The 22,575-nt window shown below is 70.7% G+C and carries 17 protein-coding genes; 5 read left to right on the top strand and 12 right to left on the bottom strand.

The window, feature by feature from the left end:
* Positions 1-83 precede the first annotated feature (83 nt).
* Positions 84-2,264, top strand: coding sequence for a RecQ family ATP-dependent DNA helicase (locus J8M51_RS21855; protein ID WP_086756936.1), 2,181 nt, complete (start codon positions 84-86; stop codon positions 2,262-2,264).
* Between the two features lie 254 nt (positions 2,265-2,518).
* Positions 2,519-3,145, top strand: a complete 627-nt coding sequence (locus J8M51_RS21850; protein ID WP_086756937.1) for a hypothetical protein — start codon at positions 2,519-2,521, stop codon at positions 3,143-3,145.
* 371 nt (positions 3,146-3,516) lie between these two features.
* Here J8M51_RS21850 and J8M51_RS21845 read toward each other — a convergent pair whose 3' ends face one another.
* The 3 genes from J8M51_RS21845 to J8M51_RS21835 all read right to left on the bottom strand — a co-directional run bounded on the left by J8M51_RS21845 (position 3,517) and on the right by J8M51_RS21835 (position 5,598).
* The gene (locus J8M51_RS21845; RefSeq protein ID WP_086756939.1) at positions 3,517-4,122 is read right to left on the bottom strand and encodes a hypothetical protein; all 606 of its coding nucleotides are present in this window, start codon (positions 4,120-4,122) and stop codon (positions 3,517-3,519) included.
* A 68-nt stretch (positions 4,123-4,190) separates the two neighbouring features.
* The gene (locus tag J8M51_RS21840; RefSeq protein ID WP_086756940.1) at positions 4,191-4,892 is read right to left on the bottom strand and encodes a ribonuclease HII; all 702 of its coding nucleotides are present in this window, start codon (positions 4,890-4,892) and stop codon (positions 4,191-4,193) included.
* Between the two features lie 82 nt (positions 4,893-4,974).
* On the bottom strand, positions 4,975-5,598 hold the full coding sequence (locus J8M51_RS21835; RefSeq protein ID WP_086756941.1) for a TetR/AcrR family transcriptional regulator: 624 nt from the start codon (positions 5,596-5,598) through the stop codon (positions 4,975-4,977).
* 172 nt (positions 5,599-5,770) lie between these two features.
* On the opposite strand from J8M51_RS21835, the gene J8M51_RS21830 reads away from it, so the two are divergent.
* Complete coding sequence (locus tag J8M51_RS21830) at positions 5,771-7,321, top strand: MFS transporter (protein WP_086756942.1); 1,551 nt, start codon at positions 5,771-5,773, stop codon at positions 7,319-7,321.
* A 100-nt stretch (positions 7,322-7,421) separates the two neighbouring features.
* Here J8M51_RS21830 and J8M51_RS21825 read toward each other — a convergent pair whose 3' ends face one another.
* From J8M51_RS21825 to J8M51_RS21810, 4 genes are all read right to left on the bottom strand, one after another.
* Positions 7,422-9,074: a DUF4153 domain-containing protein gene (locus tag J8M51_RS21825; protein ID WP_398856627.1), complete on the bottom strand. Its 1,653-nt coding sequence runs from the start codon at positions 9,072-9,074 to the stop codon at positions 7,422-7,424.
* 238 nt (positions 9,075-9,312) lie between these two features.
* A complete protein-coding gene (locus J8M51_RS21820) occupies positions 9,313-10,215 on the bottom strand; it encodes an ADP-ribosylglycohydrolase family protein (RefSeq protein WP_086756944.1) in 903 nt (300 codons plus the stop codon).
* Between the two features lie 12 nt (positions 10,216-10,227).
* The gene (locus J8M51_RS21815) at positions 10,228-10,887 is read right to left on the bottom strand and encodes a histidine phosphatase family protein (protein WP_086756946.1); all 660 of its coding nucleotides are present in this window, start codon (positions 10,885-10,887) and stop codon (positions 10,228-10,230) included.
* Positions 10,888-11,084: 197 nt separating this feature from the next.
* The gene (locus J8M51_RS21810; RefSeq protein WP_267299408.1) at positions 11,085-11,690 is read right to left on the bottom strand and encodes a YdbC family protein; all 606 of its coding nucleotides are present in this window, start codon (positions 11,688-11,690) and stop codon (positions 11,085-11,087) included.
* Positions 11,691-11,844: 154 nt separating this feature from the next.
* Between J8M51_RS21810 and J8M51_RS21805 the strand changes: the two genes are divergently transcribed.
* A complete protein-coding gene (locus tag J8M51_RS21805; RefSeq protein ID WP_267299407.1) occupies positions 11,845-12,378 on the top strand; it encodes a TerD family protein in 534 nt (177 codons plus the stop codon).
* A gap of 89 nt (positions 12,379-12,467) precedes the next feature.
* On the opposite strand, the gene J8M51_RS21800 is transcribed toward J8M51_RS21805, so the two are convergent.
* Both J8M51_RS21800 and nrdR read right to left on the bottom strand, forming a co-directional pair.
* A complete protein-coding gene (locus J8M51_RS21800; RefSeq protein WP_086755185.1) occupies positions 12,468-15,365 on the bottom strand; it encodes a vitamin B12-dependent ribonucleotide reductase in 2,898 nt (965 codons plus the stop codon).
* 160 nt (positions 15,366-15,525) lie between these two features.
* Positions 15,526-16,089, bottom strand: a complete 564-nt coding sequence (gene nrdR, locus J8M51_RS21795) for a transcriptional regulator NrdR (RefSeq protein ID WP_086755186.1) — start codon at positions 16,087-16,089, stop codon at positions 15,526-15,528.
* Positions 16,090-16,627: 538 nt separating this feature from the next.
* On the opposite strand from nrdR, the gene lexA reads away from it, so the two are divergent.
* Complete coding sequence (gene lexA, locus J8M51_RS21790) at positions 16,628-17,404, top strand: transcriptional repressor LexA (protein ID WP_020114122.1); 777 nt, start codon at positions 16,628-16,630, stop codon at positions 17,402-17,404.
* 189 nt (positions 17,405-17,593) lie between these two features.
* On the opposite strand, the gene J8M51_RS21785 is transcribed toward lexA, so the two are convergent.
* From J8M51_RS21785 to J8M51_RS21775, 3 genes are all read right to left on the bottom strand, one after another.
* Positions 17,594-19,588 carry an ATP-dependent DNA helicase gene (locus J8M51_RS21785; protein ID WP_086755187.1) on the bottom strand — a complete coding sequence of 665 codons (1,995 nt, stop codon included), beginning with the start codon at positions 19,586-19,588 and terminating at the stop codon, positions 17,594-17,596.
* Between the two features lie 142 nt (positions 19,589-19,730).
* The gene (locus tag J8M51_RS21780; RefSeq protein ID WP_086755188.1) at positions 19,731-20,495 is read right to left on the bottom strand and encodes a GNAT family N-acetyltransferase; all 765 of its coding nucleotides are present in this window, start codon (positions 20,493-20,495) and stop codon (positions 19,731-19,733) included.
* Positions 20,496-20,607: 112 nt separating this feature from the next.
* Positions 20,608-22,572 (bottom strand): IucA/IucC family protein, encoded by a 1,965-nt coding sequence (locus J8M51_RS21775; protein WP_398857383.1) that lies wholly within the window; start codon positions 22,570-22,572, stop codon positions 20,608-20,610.
* Positions 22,573-22,575 lie beyond the last annotated feature (3 nt).

The following is a 22,575-nucleotide window of genomic DNA, read 5'->3' as shown; positions in this document are numbered from 1 at the left end:
TCCGACCATGATCACGTCAGAAGCTGTCCACAGTTCGCCCCGCTCGTTCGCGCGATGTCCGAGGCATCGGGTTGCATGGGGCCATGAGCGACGAAGACCTGCCCACCACGGACCGCCACGATCTGCGTACGGCCGCCGACGCCGTGCTCGCCCGCCTCGTCGGTGCCCCGGCGGACGCGGCGCGGCTGCGCGAGGACCAGTGGCACGCCATCGAGGCGCTGGTCGCGGACAAGCGCAGAGCCCTGGTGGTGCAGCGCACGGGCTGGGGCAAGTCCGCCGTGTACTTCGTCGCGACCGCGCTGCTGCGCGAGCGGGGCGCGGGCCCCACCGTGATCGTCTCCCCGCTCCTCGCCCTCATGCGCAACCAGGTCGAGGCGGCCGCCCGCGCCGGTATCCACGCACGGACCATCAACTCCTCGAACACGGAGGAGTGGGACACGATCCGCCAGGAAGTCACCGCGGGCTCGGTCGACGTGCTCCTGGTGAGCCCCGAGCGGCTCAACAACCCGGACTTCCGCGACCAGGTCCTGCCCGAGCTGGCGGCCGCGACCGGTCTGCTCGTGGTCGACGAGGCGCACTGCATCTCGGACTGGGGCCACGACTTCCGCCCTGACTACCGCCGGCTGCGCACCATGCTGGCCGACCTCCCGCCCGGCGTACCGGTGCTGGCGACCACCGCCACGGCCAACGCGCGCGTGACGGCCGACGTGGCCGAGCAACTGGGCACCGGCGGCGGCACGGACGCGCTGGTCCTGCGCGGGCCGCTGGACCGGGAGAGCCTCAGCCTCGGAGTGCTCGAACTGCCGGACGCCGCCCATCGGATGGCCTGGCTCGCCGACCACCTGGCCGAGTTGCCGGGCTCCGGGATCATCTACACGCTCACGGTCGCCGCCGCCGAGGAGGTCACCGCCTTCCTCCGCCAGTGCGGACACACCGTGACGTCGTACACCGGCAAGACGGAGAACGCGGACCGGCAGCAGGCCGAGGAGGACCTGCTCGCCAACCGGGTCAAGGCCCTGGTCGCCACCTCCGCGCTGGGCATGGGCTTCGACAAGCCCGACCTGGGCTTCGTGGTCCACCTCGGGTCGCCGTCCTCGCCCATCGCCTACTACCAGCAGGTGGGCCGCGCGGGCCGTGGTGTCGAACACGCCGAGGTACTGCTCCTGCCCGGCAGGGAGGACCAGGCCATCTGGGAGTACTTCGCCTCGGTCGCCTTCCCCCCGGAGGAGCAGGTGCGCCGCACCCTGGACGTCCTCGCGCACGCGGAGCGACCGCTGTCGCTCCCGGCCCTCGAACCACTGGTGGAGCTGCGCCGCTCCCGGCTGGAGACGATGCTGAAGGTCCTCGACGTGGACGGTGCGGTCCGGCGCGTCCAGGGCGGCTGGATCTCCACCGGCGTCCCCTGGACGTACGACACCGAGCGTTACGCCTGGGTCGCCAAGCAGCGCGCCGCCGAGCAGCAGGCCATGCGGGACTACGTGGCGACGCCCGGCTGCCGCATGGAGTTCCTGCGGCGGCAGTTGGACGACGAGGAGGCGGTGGCGTGCGGGCGCTGCGACACCTGCGCGAAGCCCAGGTTCACGGACTCCGTCTCCCCGGCGGCGCTGGACGCGGCGCGCGGTGAGCTGGGGCGCGCGGGTGTCGAGGTCGAGCCCCGCAAGATGTGGCCGACGGGACTGCCGGCGGTCGGCGTCAATCTCAAGGGACGTATTCCGGTCGGCGAGCAGGCCGCTCCGGGGCGGGCGTTGGGGCGACTGTCGGACATCGGCTGGGGCAATCGGCTGCGTCCGATGCTCGCTCCCCAGGCCCCGGACGGGCCGGTTCCGGACGATGTGGCCAAGGCCGTGGTCGCCGTGCTGTCCGACTGGGCCAAGGGGCCCGGCGGTTGGGCCTCCGGGCAGACCGATGCCCAGTCCCGCCCGGTGGGGGTGGTCACCATGGCGTCCCGCTCCCGGCCGCGGCTGATCGGTTCCCTGGGCGCGCGGATCGCCGAGGTGGGCCGTCTGCCTCTGCTGGGCTCGCTGGCGTACACCGGCACGGTCTCCCAGGTCACCCGGAGCAACAGCGCGCAGCGGCTCAAGGCGCTCGACGGGGCGCTGACCGTGCCGCCCGAGCTCGCCGTCGCGCTCCAGGAGGCAGGCGGGCCCGTGCTCCTGGTCGACGACGCCACCGAGACCGGCTGGACGCTCGCGGTCGCCGCGCGCGTGCTCCGGCGTGCGGGCGCACAAGGGGTGTTGCCCCTCGTTCTCGCCGTCCGGGCGTGACGGGCAGACCGACCGGGCGGAGCGCGGTGGCACCTGGGCGTGGCCGACGAGTTCTCTGTGCAGGGATATAAGCAGCGAATCACCAGAAAACACCCAGTGGCCCCAATTGCTCGTTGCCGCAACCAAGTTCGCCAGGAAGAATTGGGGTCCGCTCCCCGCACGGCCTCCCGTGAATCGGTAGGGCTCCTGCTGCGGCGTGCGCTCCCCCAAGTCCGACCCCCGCCCGCAGTGGGCGCGTAGCCGAAGGGAGGATCGTGACCTTCGGATTCGCTCCGTCCTCGGCGGCCTCCGTGTCGACGTCTGCCGACCTGTCCGCCGCTTCCGCCAACCGGATGCTCGAGCCCGCGGAATGGGCCGCCGCCGGGATTCCGCTGCTGCGTAATCCCCGGGAGGTCGTCAGCGGGTTGCACGCGCGGCATCAGCCCCGGCCCGCCACGGCGGTCATCGCCGTCCTGGACCCGGACGAGCGGTTGCGGGCGAGCGCCTCGTTCATCCGGCGTCCGGCCCCGGCCGACGGCTGGATGTTCCGCAACGCGCTCCTCGCCCAGCTGCGGCGGGTCATCCCGCACGATCTGCGCCGACGCACTCCGGTGCGCACCGCCGTGCTGCTCTACTGCCGTGACGGCGACGCGCGTTGGACGGAGGAGGACGGGGCGTGGATGTGGGGACTGCGGGACGCCTGCACCCTGCACGGGCTGCGCTGCGGGGCGTACATCACGCTGACCCGTGACGGCTGGCAGGTCCTCGGCGAGGGCCGCGGCGGCCGGCGCCCCCACGCGGACTCACCGGCCGAGCCCTTCGCCACGGCCATGGCCCCACCGCCCATGCCGCGCACCGGCGGCGTCGCGTCCGAGGTACTGCGCCGGGCCGCGGCACGCTGATCCGCCTCGCCCGCGGCCGTGGCTCCGGACAGCACCGGCCCGCGTCCACGCCCGAGCCTGCGCGGGCACGGGCACGGGCGGGGCAAGGGCCCGGTCCGAGCACCACCCTCGCTCCCCCCGGCCCGCACGGCACCCGAACGCGAACGCCACCCGCACCCGCACCCGCACCCGCACCCGCACCCGCACCGACAAGCCACACGCACAGGCCGGCGGCCATCCCGCGAAGCCCCCGGACATGCCGAAACACCCCGCAGGCACGCCGAAGCGCCCCGTCGCGGGGTGTGGCCGTCAGCGTGCCCTGATCGTTCTCCGGGCACGGACAGGCCCCCGGTGAGCCCTGACAGGCCGACCGGGGCGAGGTCCGCAGTCGCTCAGACCCCGGCGCCCAGTACCGAGTTGATCGTCTGCGGGTCGCCGCACACGATCAGCAGGGTCCGGGCCCGGCCGAGGGCCTTGGGCAGCGACTGCGCGGTGACGGCGTCGGTTCCACCGTTGACCGCGACCACGACCACGGGACGCGGCGCGGCCCGGTCGGTGGCCGAGGCATCGGCGTAGAAGACGTCGTCGCCCGCGTCGTGCTGCGCCCAGTAGGCCGCCTCACCGAAGGAGAGTTCGTGGTCGGCCCACGGGTGCGACTCGCCGGTGGTGATCACCAGCACTTCGCCGGGGGCACGGCCCGACTCCAGCAGCAGGTCGACGGCTTCCTCTGCGGCGTCCAGCGCGCCCTCGGCCGAGGCCGGGATCAGCTGGATCTGCGGGGTGGCGGCAGGAGCGGACGGTCCGGGCTTGGCCGCGGCATGCGCCGCGCGCTGGACCGGCACCGGCCGGGCAGGACCCGGACGACCGGGCCGCGGCGGAGCCGCGGGACGGGGACCGGGTACGGGACGGGGGGTCGGCGCGACCCGGCCGCTGGCCGGAGTGGCACGCGGGCCCTGGGCACTCTCGTGAATCTGAGGCTCCTCGGGAATGAGAGGCATGAGCTGATTTTTATCAAACGCCGGTGCGACACGCGTCGGCGGGTGGCACATGAGTGCGAACGAATCCGTCAGAAATCGAAGCCGAGCTGACCCTCGATCTCCGGAACGCTTCCGTCCGCCCAGTTGCGGGCCCTCTTGAGGTGCCGCCACTGGGGCAGCGCATCAAGATACGCCCACGACAACCGGTGGTACGGGGTGGGGCCCCGCTCCGCCAGCGCGGCCTTGTGGACAGGCGACGGATACCCGGCGTTGGCCGCGAAACCGAAGTCTGCATGGTCGACACCCAGTTCGGCCATCATTTTGTCGCGCTGAACCTTGGCGATCACCGAGGCGGCCGCCACGGCGACACAGGACTGATCGCCCTTGATCACCGTACGGACCCGCCAGGGTGACCCCAGGTAGTCGTGCTTGCCGTCGAGGATGACCGCGTCGGGCCGTATCGGAAGGGCTTCCAGCGCCCGTACCGCGGCCAGCCGCAGCGCGGCCGTCATGCCCAGGTCGTCGATCTCCTCCGGAGAGGCGTGACCGAGGGCGTGCGACGTCACCCACTTCAGCAGTTCCTCGGAGAGCGACTCGCGTCGCTTGATCGTCAGGAGCTTGGAGTCGGTGAGGCCCTCGGGCGGACGGCGCAGTCCGGTGACCGCCGCGCAGACGGTGACGGGACCGGCCCACGCACCGCGCCCCACCTCGTCGACACCGGCGATGACCTTGGCCCCGGTCGTGGCGCGCAACGAGCGCTCGACGGCGTGAGTAGGTGGTTCGTACGGCATGGCGCCCTTAGCCTACGCCGCCCGCACCCCCGCACGACACCCAGGTTTCCCGGGGCAACCTCAGCCCTCTCCCCGACCCGCTTCAGACGCCTCGCCGATGCAGCAGCGGCACCATCAACTGGTCGATCATCTCCTCGATGTCCCGCTCCCCCCATTCGCTCCCGCACATCTTGGAGCGGTACATCATCATGGCCGGAATCGCGTCGAAGACATAGCCGTTGGCCGCGTCGGACCGCACCTCGCCCCGCCTGATTCCCCGCTCGACGACCTCGCGAAGCAGCTTGACCGTCGGCTCCACGACCCCTCCGATGATCACGGCATGGAAGCGCTCGGCCTGGGTGGTGTCGCATTCGTGAATCACTGAGCGCAGCGCGAACCCGGGCCGCGAGAACATCGCCTCCCGCGCCTGGCGGCACAGCTCCAGCAGATCGTCGCGCACGTTTCCGAGGTCCGGCGCCTCCTCGAACCGCGGCAGCCCGGCCTTGAGCGCGTCCGCCACGAGGTCCTCCTTGGAGGGCCAGCGGCGATAGACCGCCGCCTTGCCCGTCTGCGCGCCCGCGGCGACCCCCTCCATGGTGAGTCCGCTCCAGCCGACCGTACTGAGCTGTTCGAGCGCGGCATCGAGGATCGCGCGCTCCAGCACGGCGCCGCGCCGGCGCGGGGAGGCCGTTCGATCGGGAGCGGCCGTCCAGCGCGAAGTGACCATCTGCGTTTCTCCGTTGAGCCGAGGGGCGGGGAATGCGAAAGCGGAAGCGAGGGAGGGAGGCGCATCACGGCGGTGACTTCAATGAACGCTTGCGTTCACTAAGGGGGACTCACTACCGTTGACGCCGTCAGTGAACGCAAGCGTTCACTAAGGCACTTGTGGGGGACCCATAGTGACAACCTCTCCGTTGATTCAGGATCAGAAGCCGGGAGCCGCCCGCCGGGAGGGGCGTCCCGGCATCGCGCTCACCGTCATCGCGGCCTGCCAACTCATGGTGGTACTCGACGCGACGATTGTGAACATCGCGCTCCCGCACATTCAAGACGCGCTCAAATTCAGCACCACCGACCTGACATGGGTGGTCAGCGCCTACACGCTCACCTTCGGTGGTCTGCTGCTCCTCGGCGGCCGGGCCGGTGACATCCTGGGCCGCCGCCGTGTGTTCATGACCGGCATCCTCGTGTTCACGCTCGCCTCGCTGCTCGGCGGACTGGCCCAGGAGCCCTGGCAGCTGCTGGCGGCCCGTGCCCTCCAGGGCGTCGGCGGGGCGATCGCCTCACCCACCTCCTTGGCGCTCATCACCACGACGTTCCCCGAAGGGCCCGAGCGGAACCGGGCGTTCGGTGTCTTCGCCGCCGTCTCCGCGGGTGGCGGCGCCATCGGTCTGCTCGCGGGCGGCATGCTCACCGAGTGGCTCGACTGGCGTTGGGTGCTGTTCGTCAACGTGCCCATCGGTGTGCTGATCGCCGTCCTCGCCCCGATGTACATCAGCGAGTCCGAGCGGCACCCGGGACGGTTCGACATCACGGGCGCGCTCACCTCCACCGCCGGTATGGCCGCGCTGGTCTACGGATTCATCCGCGCGGCGGAGGAGGGCTGGCGCGACAGCCTGACCATCGGTTCCTTCACGGCGGCGATGGTCCTGCTGCTGACGTTCGGCCTCGTCGAGAGGCGGGCCAAGGAGCCCATCACCCCGCTGCGGATGTTCACCGACCGCAATCGCTCGGGCACGTACGTGATCATGCTGAGCCTCGCCGCGGCGATGTTCGGGATGTTCTTCTTCATCGTGATCTTCGTGCAGAACGTGCTGCGGTACACACCGATCGAGGCCGGCCTTGCCTTCCTGCCGGTGACCGTCGCGATCGTCACGGGTGCCGGTCTGTCGCAGCGGTTCCTGCCGGTGCTCGGGCCCAAGCCCTTCATGGTGGCCGGTTCGACGCTCGTCGTGCTCGGCCTGACCTGGCAGACCTTCCTCACCCCCGACAGCTCCTACGTCGGCGGGGTGCTCGGCCCCATGGTGGTGTTCGCCCTCGGTATGGGCCTGAACTTCGTGACCCTCACCCTCACCGCGGTCTCGGGGGTGGCTCCGCACGAGGCGGGCGCGGCGTCCGGTCTGCTCAACGTCACCCAGCAGGTGGGCGGTTCACTCGGTCTGTCCATCCTCACGACGGTGTTCGGCACGGCCAGCCGGGACGAGGCGGGGAAGCAGGTGCAGCTCTTCATGGCACAGGCGACGGACGAACAGAAGGCCGAGTTCGCCAAGACCCAGCAGCTGCCGGCTCCCTGGAGCCACGAAGTCCTCTCCCACGGCATCTCGACGGCCTTCGTACCGGCCGTCGCGATGGCCGTCCTCGCCCTCGTGACCGCCGTGGTGGTGATCAGGGTCCGCAAGAGCGACCTGGAAGCCCTCTCCGGGACGGCCGGCCCCGCCGCCGGAGGCTGACGGGGCGATCACGGAAGCGAGCACGGACAGCGGGACCACGCCCGGAGGTGACGACGGGTCGTGGTCCCACTGCGCGCGGCCCGGCTCGCGCGACGGCCTCTCAGCGGTAGTACTCCGGTCCCAGCTCACCGCAGGCCGGGTCGTCCGCCCCCACCACCGGCGGACGCTCGTCCAGGATGCGCCTGGCCTCGGCCTCGCCCCAGCTCGTGGCGTACCAGGGAATGTGGTCCCGCTCGTCCAGTGCCTCCTCGATGTCCCACAGCGCACAGGACCGCATGGGCTCCTCCAGCCGGTCCAGGGCGGGCACCGCGTCGGCGGACAGCTCCCGCGCGTAGGGGAGGTCGAAGCGGCCCGTCGTCTCGTACCGCTCCACGTTGCGCTCGGCGATCAGCGCGTCGGGCGACGCGAGCCCGAACACCAGCACCACGGCGACCGCACTGGCCGCGACGGCGCGCGGCAGCCAGCGAGCGCCCCACACACCCGCGGCCATGATGAGCACGATGACCAGGCCCAGCCAGAGCTCCATGGTCAGTACCGAGATCCTCAGCCGCGTCAGCCCGTAGGCCTCCACATACATGTCCATACGCCGCACGGCGGATGCCACGACGACGAGCGCCAGCGCGCACAGGGTTCCCAGCACACCGCGCACGAGCGTCCGGTCACTCGGTCGAGAGCGCGGGGCCCAGCGCAGGGCGAGCACGATGACCAGCAGGGTGAGCAGCGTGGCCATGAGCAGCTGCCAGAACCCCTGGCGCGCGTACTGGGCGTACGTCTGACCGGTCTCCTTCAGGACCGCGTCGTATCCGCCGAACAGCACGGCGAGCTGTACGGCGTTGAAGACGGCGAAGAGAGCGACGAGCCCGACCAGCGGCAGCGCCCATTCGACGCGGCCTCGGGCGCGGCCCGCGGGCACCTGGACGCGGTCGAAGCGGGCGGGCGCGGCCGCCGTACGGGCCGCCGCGAGGGTCCCGAACAGGCCCAGCATGAACAGCAGGACCCGCCAGGGGCCGTCGGACACGGAGACATCGGGCACCAGGGCGCCGAGCAGATCCGCGAAGGCCGCGTCGGCACCGGCGAACAGCGCGCCGAAGACGATCAGCAGGACCGCGGCCACGACCAGGGCCCTGAACACGGGCGCCAGTCGGCCGCGGTCGCCGCCCACCCGTTCGCGCAGCCCCTGCCAGGCCCAGGCCGGGCCGGTGACCAGCGAGCTGAACACGCCGATCGGGCCGAGCAGCACGGCGGGCCAGGTGCGTCCGCCGTGCAGGGCGAGCGAGCCCGCCGCGAGGGCGGCGACGACGGCGAAGAAGGTGGGCCATTCCGCGGCGTGCAGCGCGGGCACGGTCAGCAGGGCGATTCCGCCCGCTCCCCAGACGAGGGTCCACGGGCGGGGACGACGGCCGGCTCGCCGCCCTGCGAAGTACACCGCGAGTGTGGCGGGCACGACGACGACCAGGATGTTGACCGCCAGCCCCTGCCCCAGCAGCACCATGCTGAGGACGCCGGTCGCCAGGGCGGCCCACAGGGTCGCGGTGCGGATCGGCGCGGGATCGTCAGGACCGAAGCCGATCAGCCTGGGCGCCTGCGGCGGTGGCCCCGGTGTCGGTATCGCCGCGGTCCCTCCGGTCGCGCCGTCCGGTGCCGCGTCCTTGGGCGCGCCCGGCCCTGAGGAGCCCGCCCCGGCCCCGGCGCGTGCCCTGGGTGCCGGGCCTTCGGGCTCCGGCGTGGCTGGTGCTGACGGTGTCTCGGACATGGGACCCCCTCCCCCGACCGGCCCTCACCGCCCACCGTACGCAGCGCGTGGCCACGGCAGAAGGCCCGTGGCCGGTGCCTCGTCGCCGCGTCTTGTCATGATCAACAGGCGGCGTGGCGGACAGGGTATGCCGCGGGAGAGCGGGCACGACCGACCAGGGAGCGCACTGTGGCACTCCTGTGACAGTTGGGGCGATTGGGGTCTGCGGGATCCGGGAACGAGGGGCCGCTGCGGCCGGCTATCCCACCCGGAGCCAGTCCGGGAAGGCCTCGGTCTGCTCCAGCCAGGCCTCGGGAGGTGCCCCGGCCTTCCCGGAGGCGATCACTCCACCGACGATGGCGCAGGTCGTGTCGACGTCGCCGCCCACCTGGGCCGTCGTCCAGAAGCCGCGTTCGTAGTCACCGAGGGCGCGCGCCGCCGACCAGAGCGCGAACGGCACGGTGTCGTGCGCGGTCGTACGCCGTCCGCAGCCCAGTACGGCGGCGACGGTGTCCGCGTCGGCGTAGTCGAGCATGTCCCGGGCCCGCCGCAGGCCCGCGCCGACGGCGCTCTTCGGGACGAGCGCGATGACGCCGTCGAGCAGTGCCCCGGCGCTCGGCGGTCCGGCCGGGTCCGCCGCGAGGGCGGCGGCAGCGGCGACGGCCATGGCGCCCACGACGGCTTCGCGGTGCTGGTGCGTGGGGTAGGCCGAGATCTCCGCCTGGTGGGTCGCCTGCTCGGGGTCGTCCGCGTACCAGGCGCCCAGCGGGGCGATCCGCATGGCCGCGCCGTTGCCCCAGGAGCCTTGGCCGTTGAAGAGCGCGGAGGCCAGCTCACGCCAGTCGCCACCCTCCCGGACCAGCCGCAGCAGACGGTTGACCGCGGGGCCGTAGCCCCGGTCGAAGTCGTGGTGCACGGCGAAGGAACGCGCGAGCTCGTCCTGGTCGACGCGATGGTGGGCGGCGAGGACGGCCACGACGGAACAGGCCATCTCGGTGTCGTCGGTCCACTGCCAGGGGCCGGACGGGGTCGCACGGCGTTTGAGCAGCGGATAGTTCACCGGCACGAAGTACTGCGAGCCCAGCGCGTCCCCCACGGCGAGCCCGCGCAGGCTGGACAGGGCACGCTCCAGGCGGCCGTCGGAAGAGGAGTCAGCGGTCATCGCCCTGCCACTCTATCCGGTGGCCCCGTACGACTCCGGGTCCCGCCAGCGGTCGAACGGCCGGTCGAGGGTGTACTTGCCGTCCTCCCCGAGGACAAGCATCCGCATCTCCGCGTTCCCCGGGTTCGACAGCGACTCGAACTCCGCCACGGTCCAGTGGAACCAGCGCATGCAGAACAGCCGCATGGCGAGCCCATGGGTGACCAGCAGGACGTTCGGCGGGTGGTCGGGGTCCTCGAAACTGCGGAACAGGCTCTCCAGGAATCCGCCGACCCGGTCGTACACATCGGCGCCGGACTCGCCCTGCACGAAGCGGTAGAAGAAGTGGCCGTACGCGTCGCGGTACGCCTTCTGAAGGCGTACGTCGTCGGGGTCCTGCCAGTTGCCCCAGTCCTGCTCGCGCAGCCGGGGCTCCTCACGCACCCGCACCTGTCCGGGGTCCAGATGGAACGCCTGGAAGGTCTCGTGCGTACGGCGGTAGGGGGAGACGTAGACGCTGACGCGCTCGTGACCGAGCACGTCACGGACGCGTCTGCCGGTCTTCTCCGCCTGCTGCCAGCCGAGATCGGTGAGCGCGAGGGCGTGGTCGGGCTCGCGCTCGTACACGGTGTCATCAACATTGCCCGTTGACTCGCCGTGTCGGACAAGGATGATGCGCCGTGGTCGTGCCATGCCAAGACCCTAAAGGGGACGACGGTGGATCGAGCACTCGTCCGGGCGTCATACGGCGTAGGTCACACAAGTCCCGCACATCGACCCCACTGGGTTGGAAATCCAAACCGACCCGGGTCCGGGCGTTCGAACCGACCCGGGTCCGGGCGGTCGAACCGACCCGGGTCCGGGCGGTCGAACCGACCCGGGTCCGGATCTCAAACCGTCCAGCTCGGCTCCAGTTCCACGATGTCGCCCGTCATGGCGGCGACGTCCGCCTCGATCTGCGCCCGCAGGGCGAGCCGCTCGATGCGTTCGACGCGGTACTTGCCGTGCTCGGCGGCCGACTGCCACATGGAGAGGATCACGAACTCATGGCCCGGCGCCTCACCGAACAGCCCCCGCACCATGCCCGGGGAGCCGGCCATCGCGGGGTTCCAGACCTTCTCCTGCATGAGAGCGAAGTGTTCGGCGCGCTCCTCGTGGACACGGCAGTGCGCCACGCGCACGAGATCGGTGTCCGTGAAGCGGGGCTCGAAACCGGTCTTCACATCGAAACGGTGGTCGAAGAGCTTGACCTGCATGTCCTTGAACGTGCCCGACTGCGAGGCGGCCAGCCGGTCGTGGGAACGCGCCATGAAGGAGTCGTAGAAGGCGCGGCTCTCCCAGAACGAGAAGATGTGCGCCACACCGGCCCGCCCCCGGCTCCAACCCCCGCCCTGTCCCCGGAATCCCGGCTCCCCCAGCAGCCCCGCCCATTTTCGCTGCCCCCGCTCGAAACCGCGGCGGTCCACCACGGTGCAGCGAATCCACTTGACCAGCACCGCGCCATGGTAAGGCCACGGAACGTGGCGGCGGTCACTCTCCGGCGGGTTGTACCCGGGCGGGCGCCCCCGCGCGCATGCGAGGATGGACAACTGGCCTGGACCGCCAGGCAGTTCGGCCCGCACGCACAGGAGAACGGGGAGGAGAGTTCTGTTGAACGGCCTCAACAAGGGCATCCGCAAGGTCGAGGTGTCGGTGAAGTGGGACCCGAGCCCCGCCGGACAGCCGCCGACCGATCTCGACATCGTCGCGGCGACCTACCCGGCGGCCGATCCGAGCGGCGGCCCCGCCTATGTCGTCCACTTCGACAGCCGCTCGCCCGACGGCACCATCACCCTCAACCGTGACAGCAAGAACGGCCAGGGCTTCGGCTGGGACGAGGTCATGACCGTCGAGCTGAACCGCCTCGACAGCCGCTACGGGCGGGTCGTCATCGGTGTCGCCATACAGCAGGGTTCCGGCCCGAAGACCTTCGTCAACGTCACCAAGCCCGGTCTGCGCATCCGTGAGGACTACACCGTCCTGGCCGAGGACGACTTCGGCGGCGTCCTCGGCTCCACGGCGGCGACCGTGGCCGAGTTCATCCGGGACGACACCGGCGAGTGGACCTTCCACCCCGGCATCACCGGCTACGACGAGGACCCGGCGGCCTTCGCCCGTGTGATGGGCGCACCGCCCCGGTCCTGACCCACTGCCGGACGACAGACCGAGGGCGGTGGAGCCGGACTTCGGCTCCACCGCCCTGTCACACCGGTTCGCGCCCGGGGGCGCTCAGATCAGCTGCAGCCGCTGGTCGAGCCGCAGCCCTCGCAGATGTAGCAGGAGCCGGCCCGCTGCATCTTCGTACCGCAGGAGAAGCAGAGCGGGGCGTCGGCCTGGATGCCCAACTGCATCTCCACCAGCTCGGCGCTGGTGTGGGCCTGCTTCGGGGCGGGCTTGGCGCCCTCCTCGTCGGCTTCGGCCTTCGGAGCGGAGACGGCCTTCAGCGACTGGCGCGGCGCCGACTGGGCGAGACCCTCGACGTCGACCTCCTCCTCGATCGGTTCGTACGAACCGGTCTCCAGATGACGCTGACGCTCGTCGGCGGAGTGGATGCCGAGCGCGGAGCGCGTCTCGAAGGGCAGGAAGTCCAGCGCCAGACGGCGGAAGATGTAGTCGACGATCGACGCCGCCATCCGCACGTCCGGGTCGTCCGTCATACCGGCCGGCTCGAAGCGCATGTTGGTGAACTTCGAGACGTACGTCTCCAGCGGCACGCCGTACTGCAGACCCACCGAGACGGCGATCGAGAAGGCGTCCATCATGCCCGCGAGGGTCGAACCCTGCTTGGACATCTTCAGGAAGACCTCGCCCAGGCCGTCGTCCGGGTAGGAGTTGGCGATCATGTAACCCTCGGCGCCGCCGACGGTGAAGGACGTGGTGATGCCGGGACGGCCCTTCGGGAGGCGCTTGCGGACCGGGCGGTACTCGACGATCTTCTCGACCGTGGCCCGGATCGTGTCCTCGGCCTTCTCGGTGATCTCCGCCTTCTCCGTCTCCTTGGTCTTGGCGGAGAGCGGCTGGCCGACCTTGCAGTTGTCGCGGTAGATCGCGAGCGCCTTGACGCCGAGCTTCCAGGCCTCGAAGTAGATCTCCTCGACCTCCTCGACGGTCGCCGTCTCCGGCATGTTGACCGTCTTGGAGATGGCGCCGGAGATCCACGGCTGGATCGCGGCCATCATGCGGACGTGGCCCATCGGGGAGATGGCCCGCTCGCCCATGGCGCAGTCGAAGACCTCGTAGTGCTCCGGCTTGAGGCTCGGGGCGTCGATCACATTGCCGTGGTCGGCGATGTGGGCGACGATCGCCTCGATCTGCTCCTCCTGGTAGCCCAGGCGGCGCAGGGCCTGCGGGACCGTGCCGTTGACGATCTGCATCGAGCCGCCGCCGACCAGCTTCTTGAACTTGACCAGCGCCAGGTCCGGCTCGACACCGGTGGTGTCGCAGGACATGGCCAGACCGATCGTGCCGGTCGGGGCGAGCACGGACGCCTGCGAGTTGCGGAAGCCGTTCTTCTCGCCGAGCCGCAGCACGTCCTGCCAGGCCTCGGTGGCGGCGGCCCACACCGGAGTGTCCAGGTCGTCCATGCGCACGGCCACGCCGTTGGCGTCGGAGTGCTGCTTCATGACGCGGTTGTGGGCGTCGGCGTTGCGGGCGTAGCCGTCGTACGGGCCGACGACCGCGGCGAGTTCCGCCGAACGCTTGTACGCCGTGCCGGTCATCAGGGAGGTGATGGCACCGGCGAGGGCGCGACCGCCGGTGGAGTCGTACGCGTGACCGGTCGCCATCAGCAGGGCGCCGAGGTTGGCGTAGCCGATGCCGAGCTGGCGGAAGGCGCGGGTGTTCTCGCCGATCTTCTGGGTCGGGAAGTCGGCGAAGCAGATGGAGATGTCCATCGCGGTGATGACCAGCTCGACGACCTTGGCGAAGCGCTCGACCTCGAAGGACTGGTGGCCGAGGCCGTCGTCCTTGAGGAACTTCATCAGGTTCAGCGAGGCGAGGTTGCAGGAGGTGTTGTCCAGGTGCATGTACTCGCTGCACGGGTTGGACGCGGTGATCCGGCCGGACTCGGGGCAGGTGTGCCAGTTGTTGATCACACCGTCGTACTGGATGCCCGGGTCGGCACAGGCCCACGCGGCCTCGGCGAGCTTGCGGAAGAGCGCCTTGGCGTCGACCTTCTCGATGATCTCGCCGGTCATCCGGGCACGGAGGCCGAACTCGGTACCGTTCTCCACGGCCGTCATGAACTCGTCGTTCACGCGGACCGAGTTGTTGGCGTTCTGGTACTGGACGGACGTGATGTCGTCGCCGCCCAGGTCCATGTCGAAGCCCGCGTCGCGCAGGGCGCGGATCTTCTCCTCCTCCTTCACCTTGGTGGCGATGAAGTCCTCGACGTCCGGGTGGTCGACGTCCAGCACGACCATCTTGGCGGCGCGGCGGGTGGCGCCGCCCGACTTGATCGTTCCTGCGGAGGCGTCGGCACCGCGCATGAAGGAGACGGGACCCGAGGCGTTGCCGCCGGAGGAGAGCAGCTCCTTGGAGGAGCGGATGCGGGAGAGGTTCAGGCCGGCGCCGGAGCCGCCCTTGAAGATCATGCCCTCTTCCTTGTACCAGTCGAGGATCGACTCCATGGAGTCGTCGACGGCCAGGATGAAGCAGGCGGAGACCTGCTGGGGCTGCGGGGTGCCCACGTTGAACCAGACGGGGCTGTTGAAGCTGAAGACCTGGTGCAGGAGGGCGTACGCCAGTTCGTGCTCGAAGATCTCGGCATCGGCGGGCGAGGCGAAGTACTTGTTGTCCTCGCCGGCCTTCGTGTACGTCTTCACGATGCGGTCGATCAGCTGCTTGAGGCCGGTCTCGCGCTGCGGGGTGCCCACGGCACCGCGGAAGTACTTGCTGGTGACGATGTTGACCGCGTTCACCGACCAGAAGTCGGGGAACTCGACGCCGCGCTGCTCGAAGTTGACCGAGCCGTCGCGCCAGTTGGTCATGACGACGTCACGACGCTCCCAGACCACCTCGTCGTACGGATGCACGCCGGGGGTGGTGTGGATGCGCTCGATACGCAGGCCCTTGCTCGCCTTCGTGCCCTTGGCGCGGGAACTCCGTGCCGGACCGCTCGCCGTCTCTGTCATGCCGCCTCCCTCTACGGGCGAAAACGCCCTGAAGTGCCACGTTGTTCCCATGGCACGGTGTTTCTGTCTTGTGCCGCGACCCGGCTGACACAGCCGTTCGCGACAGGTCTGGATCGCCGCCGATCGTCCGGACCCACGGGTCCGGCGGTGCGGCCCGCCGTCAGTCGGCGGCGTTGGCGGGCACGGGGACCTGGGCGGTCCCTCCGGACCCGCGGTCGCTCCCCGGGCGCTCCGCGACCGCGATCTCGACGTCGTCGTCGTTCGCGTCGGGGCGCTTCTCCTGCTCTTCCCTGAGTTCCGCGATGGCGGCCTCGAAGTCCTCCAGCGAGTCGAACGCCCGGTAGACCGAGGCGAACCGCAAGTAGGCGACGAGGTCGAGTTCCTGCAGCGGACCGAGTATGGCCAGACCCACGTCATGGGTGGTCAGTTCGGCGCTGCCGGTGGCGCGCACCGCCTCCTCGACCCGCTGGCCGAGCTGGGCGAGCGCGTCCTCGGTGACAGGCCTTCCCTGGCATGCCTTGCGGACGCCGTTGATGACCTTGGTGCGGCTGAAGGGCTCGGTCACACCGGACCGCTTGACCACCATCAGCGAGCACGTCTCCACCGTCGTGAAACGGCGGGAGCAGTCGGGACACTGACGGCGCCTGCGGATCGACGTGCCGTCGTCCGTCGTACGACTGTCGACGACACGGCTGTCGGGGTGCCTGCAGAAGGGACAGTGCATAACTCCAACCCTCCTCACAGCACGACTCAATAGGCCCCACGGGCCACTTGGGCCCCGCGGAAGCAGCCCCAAGCATAGGGGATGACCAAGAGGCCTATGACCCGGGGGACCACAACTTCTGGGCCGTTGCGGCAATCCAAGCACTACATGTAGGGCTTGGCACGTAAATCCACCCGCAGCGCGCGTGTCGCCCGGGTATTGGCATGTGCCAGACGGGGACGCCGTCGCGGAGCGCATCCCTACCGTCGCGCAGCGGACGCGGATACGGTGTGGCGGCACGGAAGAAGGGGTCGGTACCCGACCGGCGGAGCACCGGGTGGCAGACTGAGCCACGCGGCGACAGGGGCCCACAAGGCCCTCCGCCTCGGCGGTGAAGAGTACAGCAATCAGCGCTTTTGTCCGCCGGAGCCGCAGCCCTACACCTAGACACATGGTCACGTCAGGTAATCCACGGTTTTTCACTCGAACGTGTGTTTGGCGCAACCTTTCGAAAGCAACTACCGTTGTGCTGCACGGGAGACCATCGAGAGGGGCCGACGTGACCACCACCGCTGACAGTGCCACCATCACTGCCCAGGACCGCTCCCAGAGCCGACTCGAGCCGGTGCATGCGATGAACGAAGCCACGAACCATGAAGGGCCCAAGCGCGCCCTGCCCGGCCGACCTCCAGGCATCAGGGCGGACAGCTCAGGGCTCACCGATCGGCAGCGCCGGGTCATCGAGGTGATCAGGGACTCGGTGCAGCGGCGGGGCTACCCGCCGTCGATGCGGGAGATCGGCCAGGCGGTCGGCCTGTCCAGCACGTCCTCCGTGGCACACCAGCTGATGGCCCTGGAGCGCAAGGGCTTCCTGCGCCGCGACCCGCACCGCCCGCGCGCGTACGAGGTCCGCGGTTCCGACCAGTCCTCGGCGCAGCCCACGGACACGGCGGGCAAGCCGGCCGCGTCGTACGTGCCGCTGGTCGGCCGGATCGCCGCCGGTGGCCCGATCCTCGCCGAGGAGTCCGTCGAGGACGTGTTCCCGCTCCCCCGCCAGCTGGTGGGTGACGGCGAGCTCTTCGTCCTGAAGGTCGTGGGCGACTCCATGATCGAGGCCGCGATCTGCGACGGGGACTGGGTGACGGTCCGTCGTCAGCCCGTCGCCGAGAACGGCGACATCGTGGCCGCCATGCTGGACGGCGAGGCCACGGTCAAGCGCTTCAAGCGCGAGGACGGCCATGTCTGGCTGCTCCCGCACAACGCCGCCTACGAGCCCATCCCGGGTGACGACGCGACCATCCTCGGCAAGGTGGTGGCCGTTCTGCGCCGCGTCTGACACCCAGCGGCGGACGGTCGCCCGTGCCCCGTCCCCGCCCCTGATCCGGGCCCCGGAATCCACTGCGCCGGTTCCGGGGCCCCGGCCTGTCCAGGGCCCGCCCGGCACTGCCGGGGCAGGTCCGAGACCAGCCGCGCGAAACGGCCGGTGGCCCCTCCCCGACGATCGGGAGGGGCCACCGGCCGTTTGTCACGCCTCCGCCTGCTCCGCTTCCTTTTCCTTGTCCTTTGCCGCGCTGTCGATCGCGGAGAGCGACTTGCGGGCCTGGTTACGGTCCGTCGTGTACCAGAAGTCGGGCAGTGAGGCCTTCAGATAGCTGCCGTACCGAGCGGTCGCCAGTCTCTGGTCCAGTACGGCGACCACCCCGCGATCCCCCTGTGCCCGTACGAGGCGGCCGGCGCCCTGGGCCATCAGCAGGGCCGCGTGGGTGGCGGCGACGGCCATGAAGCCATTGCCGCCCGCCTCCTCGACCGCCTTCTGGCGGGCGCTCATCAAGGGGTCGTCGGGGCGCGGGAACGGGATCTTGTCCATGACCACCAGCTGACAGCTGGTGCCGGGCACGTCCACCCCCTGCCAGAGGGAGAGCGTGCCGAAGAGACAGGTCTCCGGGTCGGCCGCGAAGCCCTTGATCAGCTCACCGAGCGTCTCCTCGCCCTGGAGCAGGATCGGGTACTCGGGGATCCGGACGCGCAGCTCCTCCGCCGCCAGCTGGGCGGCCCGCATCGACGAGAAGAGACCGAGCGTGCGGCCGCCGGCCGCCTGGATCAGCTCCGTCAGTTCGTCCAGCATGTCCGCCCGGTCGCCGTCGCGTGCGGGACGCGAGAGATGCTTGGCGACATAGAGGATGCCCTGCCTCGGGTAGTCGAACGGCGATCCGACGTCCACGCCCTTCCACTGCGGAAGGTCGTCCCCCTGAGTGCCCTCCGGCGCCAGCCCCAGAGACGCTCCCACGCCGTTGAAGTCGCCGCCCAGTTTGAGCGTGGCCGAGGTCAGGGTGACGGAACGGTCCGTGAAGAGCTTCTCCCGGAGCAGCCCCGAGACGGACATGGGGGCCACGCGCAGGGACGCGCCGAAGCGGTCGTGGCGTTCGTACCAGACGACGTCCCACTCCGACCCGTTGCTGATCCGCTCCGCCACGTCGTGCACGCTCTCCACGGCCGCCAGTGCCTGCTTGCGGACGGCGTCCTCGTCCTGGACGGACTTGTCGCGGGTGCTGCCGATCGCCGAGATCACGGTGCGGGCGGCGTCGCGCAGCGCCATGAGGACGTACGCCAGGTCCTCGGGGACCTCCTCCAGGCGGCCCGGCAGAGCCAGCTCCATGACCCGCTCGAACCCCTCGGCGGCGGTCTGCAGCTGGTCGGCGGCCTTCTCGTTCACGAGCTTCGCCGCGCGCTTCACCGCGCGGTTGACCTGGCCGGGCGTGAGCTCGCCGGTGGCCACCCCGGTCACCCGGGAGACGAGTTCGTGCGCCTCGTCCACGATCAGCACCTCGTGCTGCGGAAGCACCGGCGCGCCCTCGATGGCGTCGATCGCGAGCAGCGCGTGATTGGTGACGACCACCTCGGCGAGCTTGGCCCGCTCCCGGGCCGCCTCGGCGAAGCACTCGGCGCCGTACGCGCACTTCGTGGCACCCAGGCACTCCCGGGACGACACGGAGATCTGCGACCAGGCACGGTCGGAGACACCCGGGGTGAGGTCGTCCCGGTCACCGGTCTCGGTCTCCTGCGACCAGTCCCGCAGGCGCAGCAGGTCCTGGCCCAGCTTGCTGGAGGGCGCGGCCGCCTCGAACTGGTCGAAGAGGCCCTCCTCCTCGTCCTGCGGCACGCCTTCGTTCAGACGGTGCAGGCACAGGTAGTTCGACCGGCCCTTGAGCATCGCGAACTCGGGGCGCCGGCGCAGCAGCGGATGCAGCGCGTCGACCGTTCTCGGGAGGTCCCGCTCCACGAGCTGGCGCTGGAGTGCCAGGGTCGCGGTCGCCACGACGACGCGCTCCCCCTGGGCCAGGGCGGGCACCAGGTAGCCGAGCGACTTTCCCGTGCCGGTGCCTGCCTGGACCAGCAGATGGGAGCCGTCGTCGATCGCCTCCGCGACGGCTTCGACCATGGTCACCTGGCCGGGGCGCTCCATGCCGCCGACGGCGGTGACGGCGGCGTGCAGGAGTTCGTGGAGTGAGGGCTTCGTCATAGCGCGACCACCCTACGGGTCACCACTGACAAACGGGTGAGCAAGGCGGAGGCATGGGGCGGGAGGGGCGGGATCAAGACCGGTTCTCTTCGGCTTCTCTTCGACGGGACGGGCCGATTCTCGGTGGCCTGAAATCAAGTCGCTACATCAGATCGCGCAGCAGCCGGTCCCTGACCATGAGGGCGGCCCGTTTGTCGGGCAGCTCGACCTCCGCGGAGAACCGGAAGCCCGCGCTCAGGAACGCGGAGACGGAGGGAAAGTTGCGAAGGTCGGGTTCCGCGATCACCCGGGCGCACGCGGGTCTTCTGTCGAGGACGAGATCGGCGACGGCACGCAGCAGGGTGGAGCCGAGACCCCGTCCCCGGTCGGCCACGGGTCCGATGAGGAGATGGATTCCGGTGTCGTGCGGGCGGGCCGGGTAGTGGCGGGCGATGGGGTCGAGATCCGCCCGGTAGATCTCCCAGTAGCTCATCGGGGTGCCGTCGAGCAGGCCGAGGCAGGGCAGGCTGCGGCCGTCTCCGCCGAGTTGCGACCGGAGGTGGTTCGCGGTCACGGCTTCGGGTCCGGCGAGCTTCCAGTAGGAGGCCACCGCCGAGTCGTTCATCCAGTGGGAGATCAGCGGCAGCTGCCGTTCGAGACGGACGGGGACCAGGCGCAGGGTACCTGCCGGGGTGACGACCGGCCCCCAGTCGGCGAGATGGTCGAGCAGTTCGCCGCCGGCCGGGGGCACGGCCTGTCCCGCCTCGGTCGGATCACCGCAGTCGTCACCGTCACCGTCACCGTCCGCGTTCGCGGACAGGAGCGCGAGGAAGTCGTCGGGCAGGCGCAGTTCGAGCGTGTCCTCATTGCTCGTCGGGGCCGGGGCGGTGTCGGTGCTCGCCGGGATGCTCGCGTCGGTGGGAGGCACGGCGACGCTCCTCTCAGGAGATCGGGTGGGTCATGTTCCTCAGGGCCGAAGGGAGTCGGAGTACGGAGTCGGCATACGGATTTGGGTGGGCCGGGCGGAGGCGGAGGGCCGGTCAGCGGTGAAGGGGGTTGGTGATGGTGACGTAGACGGACTGGGTGTCGACCGGGCCGACGAGTTCGTCGAGGCCGTGGAGGCGGGTCAGGAGGTTGGCCTTGCAGCGCAGGACGGGTGAGTCGAGCAACCGGGCCGGCAGGGTGGTGTTCAGCCGGGCGGGGCCGGTGGCGACATCGCTGAGGAAGCGGCGGAAGGCGGCGAGCAGGAGCCGTTCGTCACCGAGCCGCTGGGAGCCGAAGGCACCGATGAGGCCGAGCACATTGTTGATACCGAGGTAGTAGACGAGCCGCTCGTCGGTGACCTCGTCGGAGACGAACGTGTCGCTGCGCTCGCCGATGCCGGGGAGGCGGGCGGACAGCCCCGCCCGGCGGGACTCACGGAAGTAGTAGCCCTGGTTGTCGCGGTAGCGGCCGCCGATGGGCCAGCCGTCGGGGTCCAGCAGAACGATCGTGTTCTGCTGATGGGCTTCGAGAGCGATCCCGGCCTCGCCGTCCAGCCACAGCACGGGCCGCACGACCCGCTCCAGATAGCGCAGGAACCACTCGACGGCGACGGCTGCCCGGGGGCGGCCGGTGCGCGCGGTGAGGCGGGTGACCACATCGGCGAGGCGCGACCGCAGGGTGAGGTCGGGGCGGTACGGCCTCGGTGACACCAGTCCCGCGACGCAGGACGCGTCGTCCGCCGGACCGAACGGGTTGTGCCGGATCACCACGTCCAGCCCGGGCACAGGGGAGCCGTCCGGTGCGGTGACCGCGAGCCAGGCCGGGTCGCGGACGATGTCGAACCCGGGATGGGCCGCCTGCCACCGCTCGGTGAGACCGGTGCGCAGCAGGCGGTGGACCTCCACTCCTCGGTGGAGTTCCTTGCGGAGGTGCTCACGGCGGGAGTTGGTGATCCTGAGGCCCAGCGAGAGCTTCAGCATCGCGGGAACACCGGTGCGGTGAACGGTTCGGACGGAGGAGGTGGCGTGCCAAGGGTCGCCGTGCGGACCGAGGTCTCGGAGCAGTCCGGCGTCGAGCAGGGCGGCGACGGCCGAGCGGTGGCGGACCTCGCGGGCCTGCCAGGGGTGCAGCGGCAGGACGGCGTAGCCGTCCGGCAGGTGCGGCCCAGGGCCGGCCAGACGTGCGGTCAGCCGCTCGGCGGGGATGACACGGCCGCGCTCGGTCCATGCCGAGTCGGCCGACAGGACGGAGGGGGCGACCGCCATCCAGTGCAGGGGGAAGGAGCCGCGCGTCTCCGGTGAGTAGAGGCGGGTTTCGGCTCCCGGGAGACCCTCGCGGCTCTTGGGGGTCGGGTGCAGGGGATGGCCGAGGACGAGAGCCTGCTCCGCCGCGAGGAAACGGTCCGGATGATCGGCGGGTTCGGCTCGGCGCTCGGCGAGGAACACGGCGACGCGGCGGGCGGAGTCGGCGACCCTGCCGACCAGCTCGCGATGGTCCGGTGAGGCGCCGGCGTCATGCGGGGCCCGTGGAGTCGCCTCCCTGGCCAGGAGGGTCGCCACGGTGGCCGCGTCGGGGGCGGGTGCGGTGGCGTCGGTGTCGGCGAGGCGGGGCGGGCCGAAGCGGTGATGGCCGGTGGGGGACCAGTAGCGCACCGGCGCGAGGAGTGTCGTGCCGGTCGTGGGAAGGGGGATGCGGAGGGTGGCGTCGAGAGGGGAGGTGAGGTCGTGTTCGCGTGCCCAGCAGCGCAACAGGTTCTCGACGGCTGCGGCTTGGGCCGCGGTGTGGGGGTCAGGGTGATGCAGCGGGTCGGTGTCGGAGCCGGGCGGGGGCTCGGTCGGGCCATGGGCCGGCCGGGCTTGGCGCGGGACCGGCCCAGTCGCAGCGGATCTCGGTTCGGCCTGACCGGGCGGGTGTTGAGCGGAAGCCGCCCCCGGCTCGGACCGGTGGGTTCCCGCTTCGGGCGGGCGGGGCGACGGGGCGGCCGGGTGAGGTGGCGGCTCTGCGTTCGACGGGCCCGGGATGAG

This window comes from Streptomyces griseiscabiei (assembly GCF_020010925.1).
In the GTDB taxonomy this organism is placed as follows: Bacteria; Actinomycetota; Actinomycetes; order Streptomycetales; family Streptomycetaceae; genus Streptomyces; species Streptomyces griseiscabiei.
Note: the sequence above shows the minus strand (reverse complement) of the source record. Positions and strands in the feature narration are given on the sequence as shown.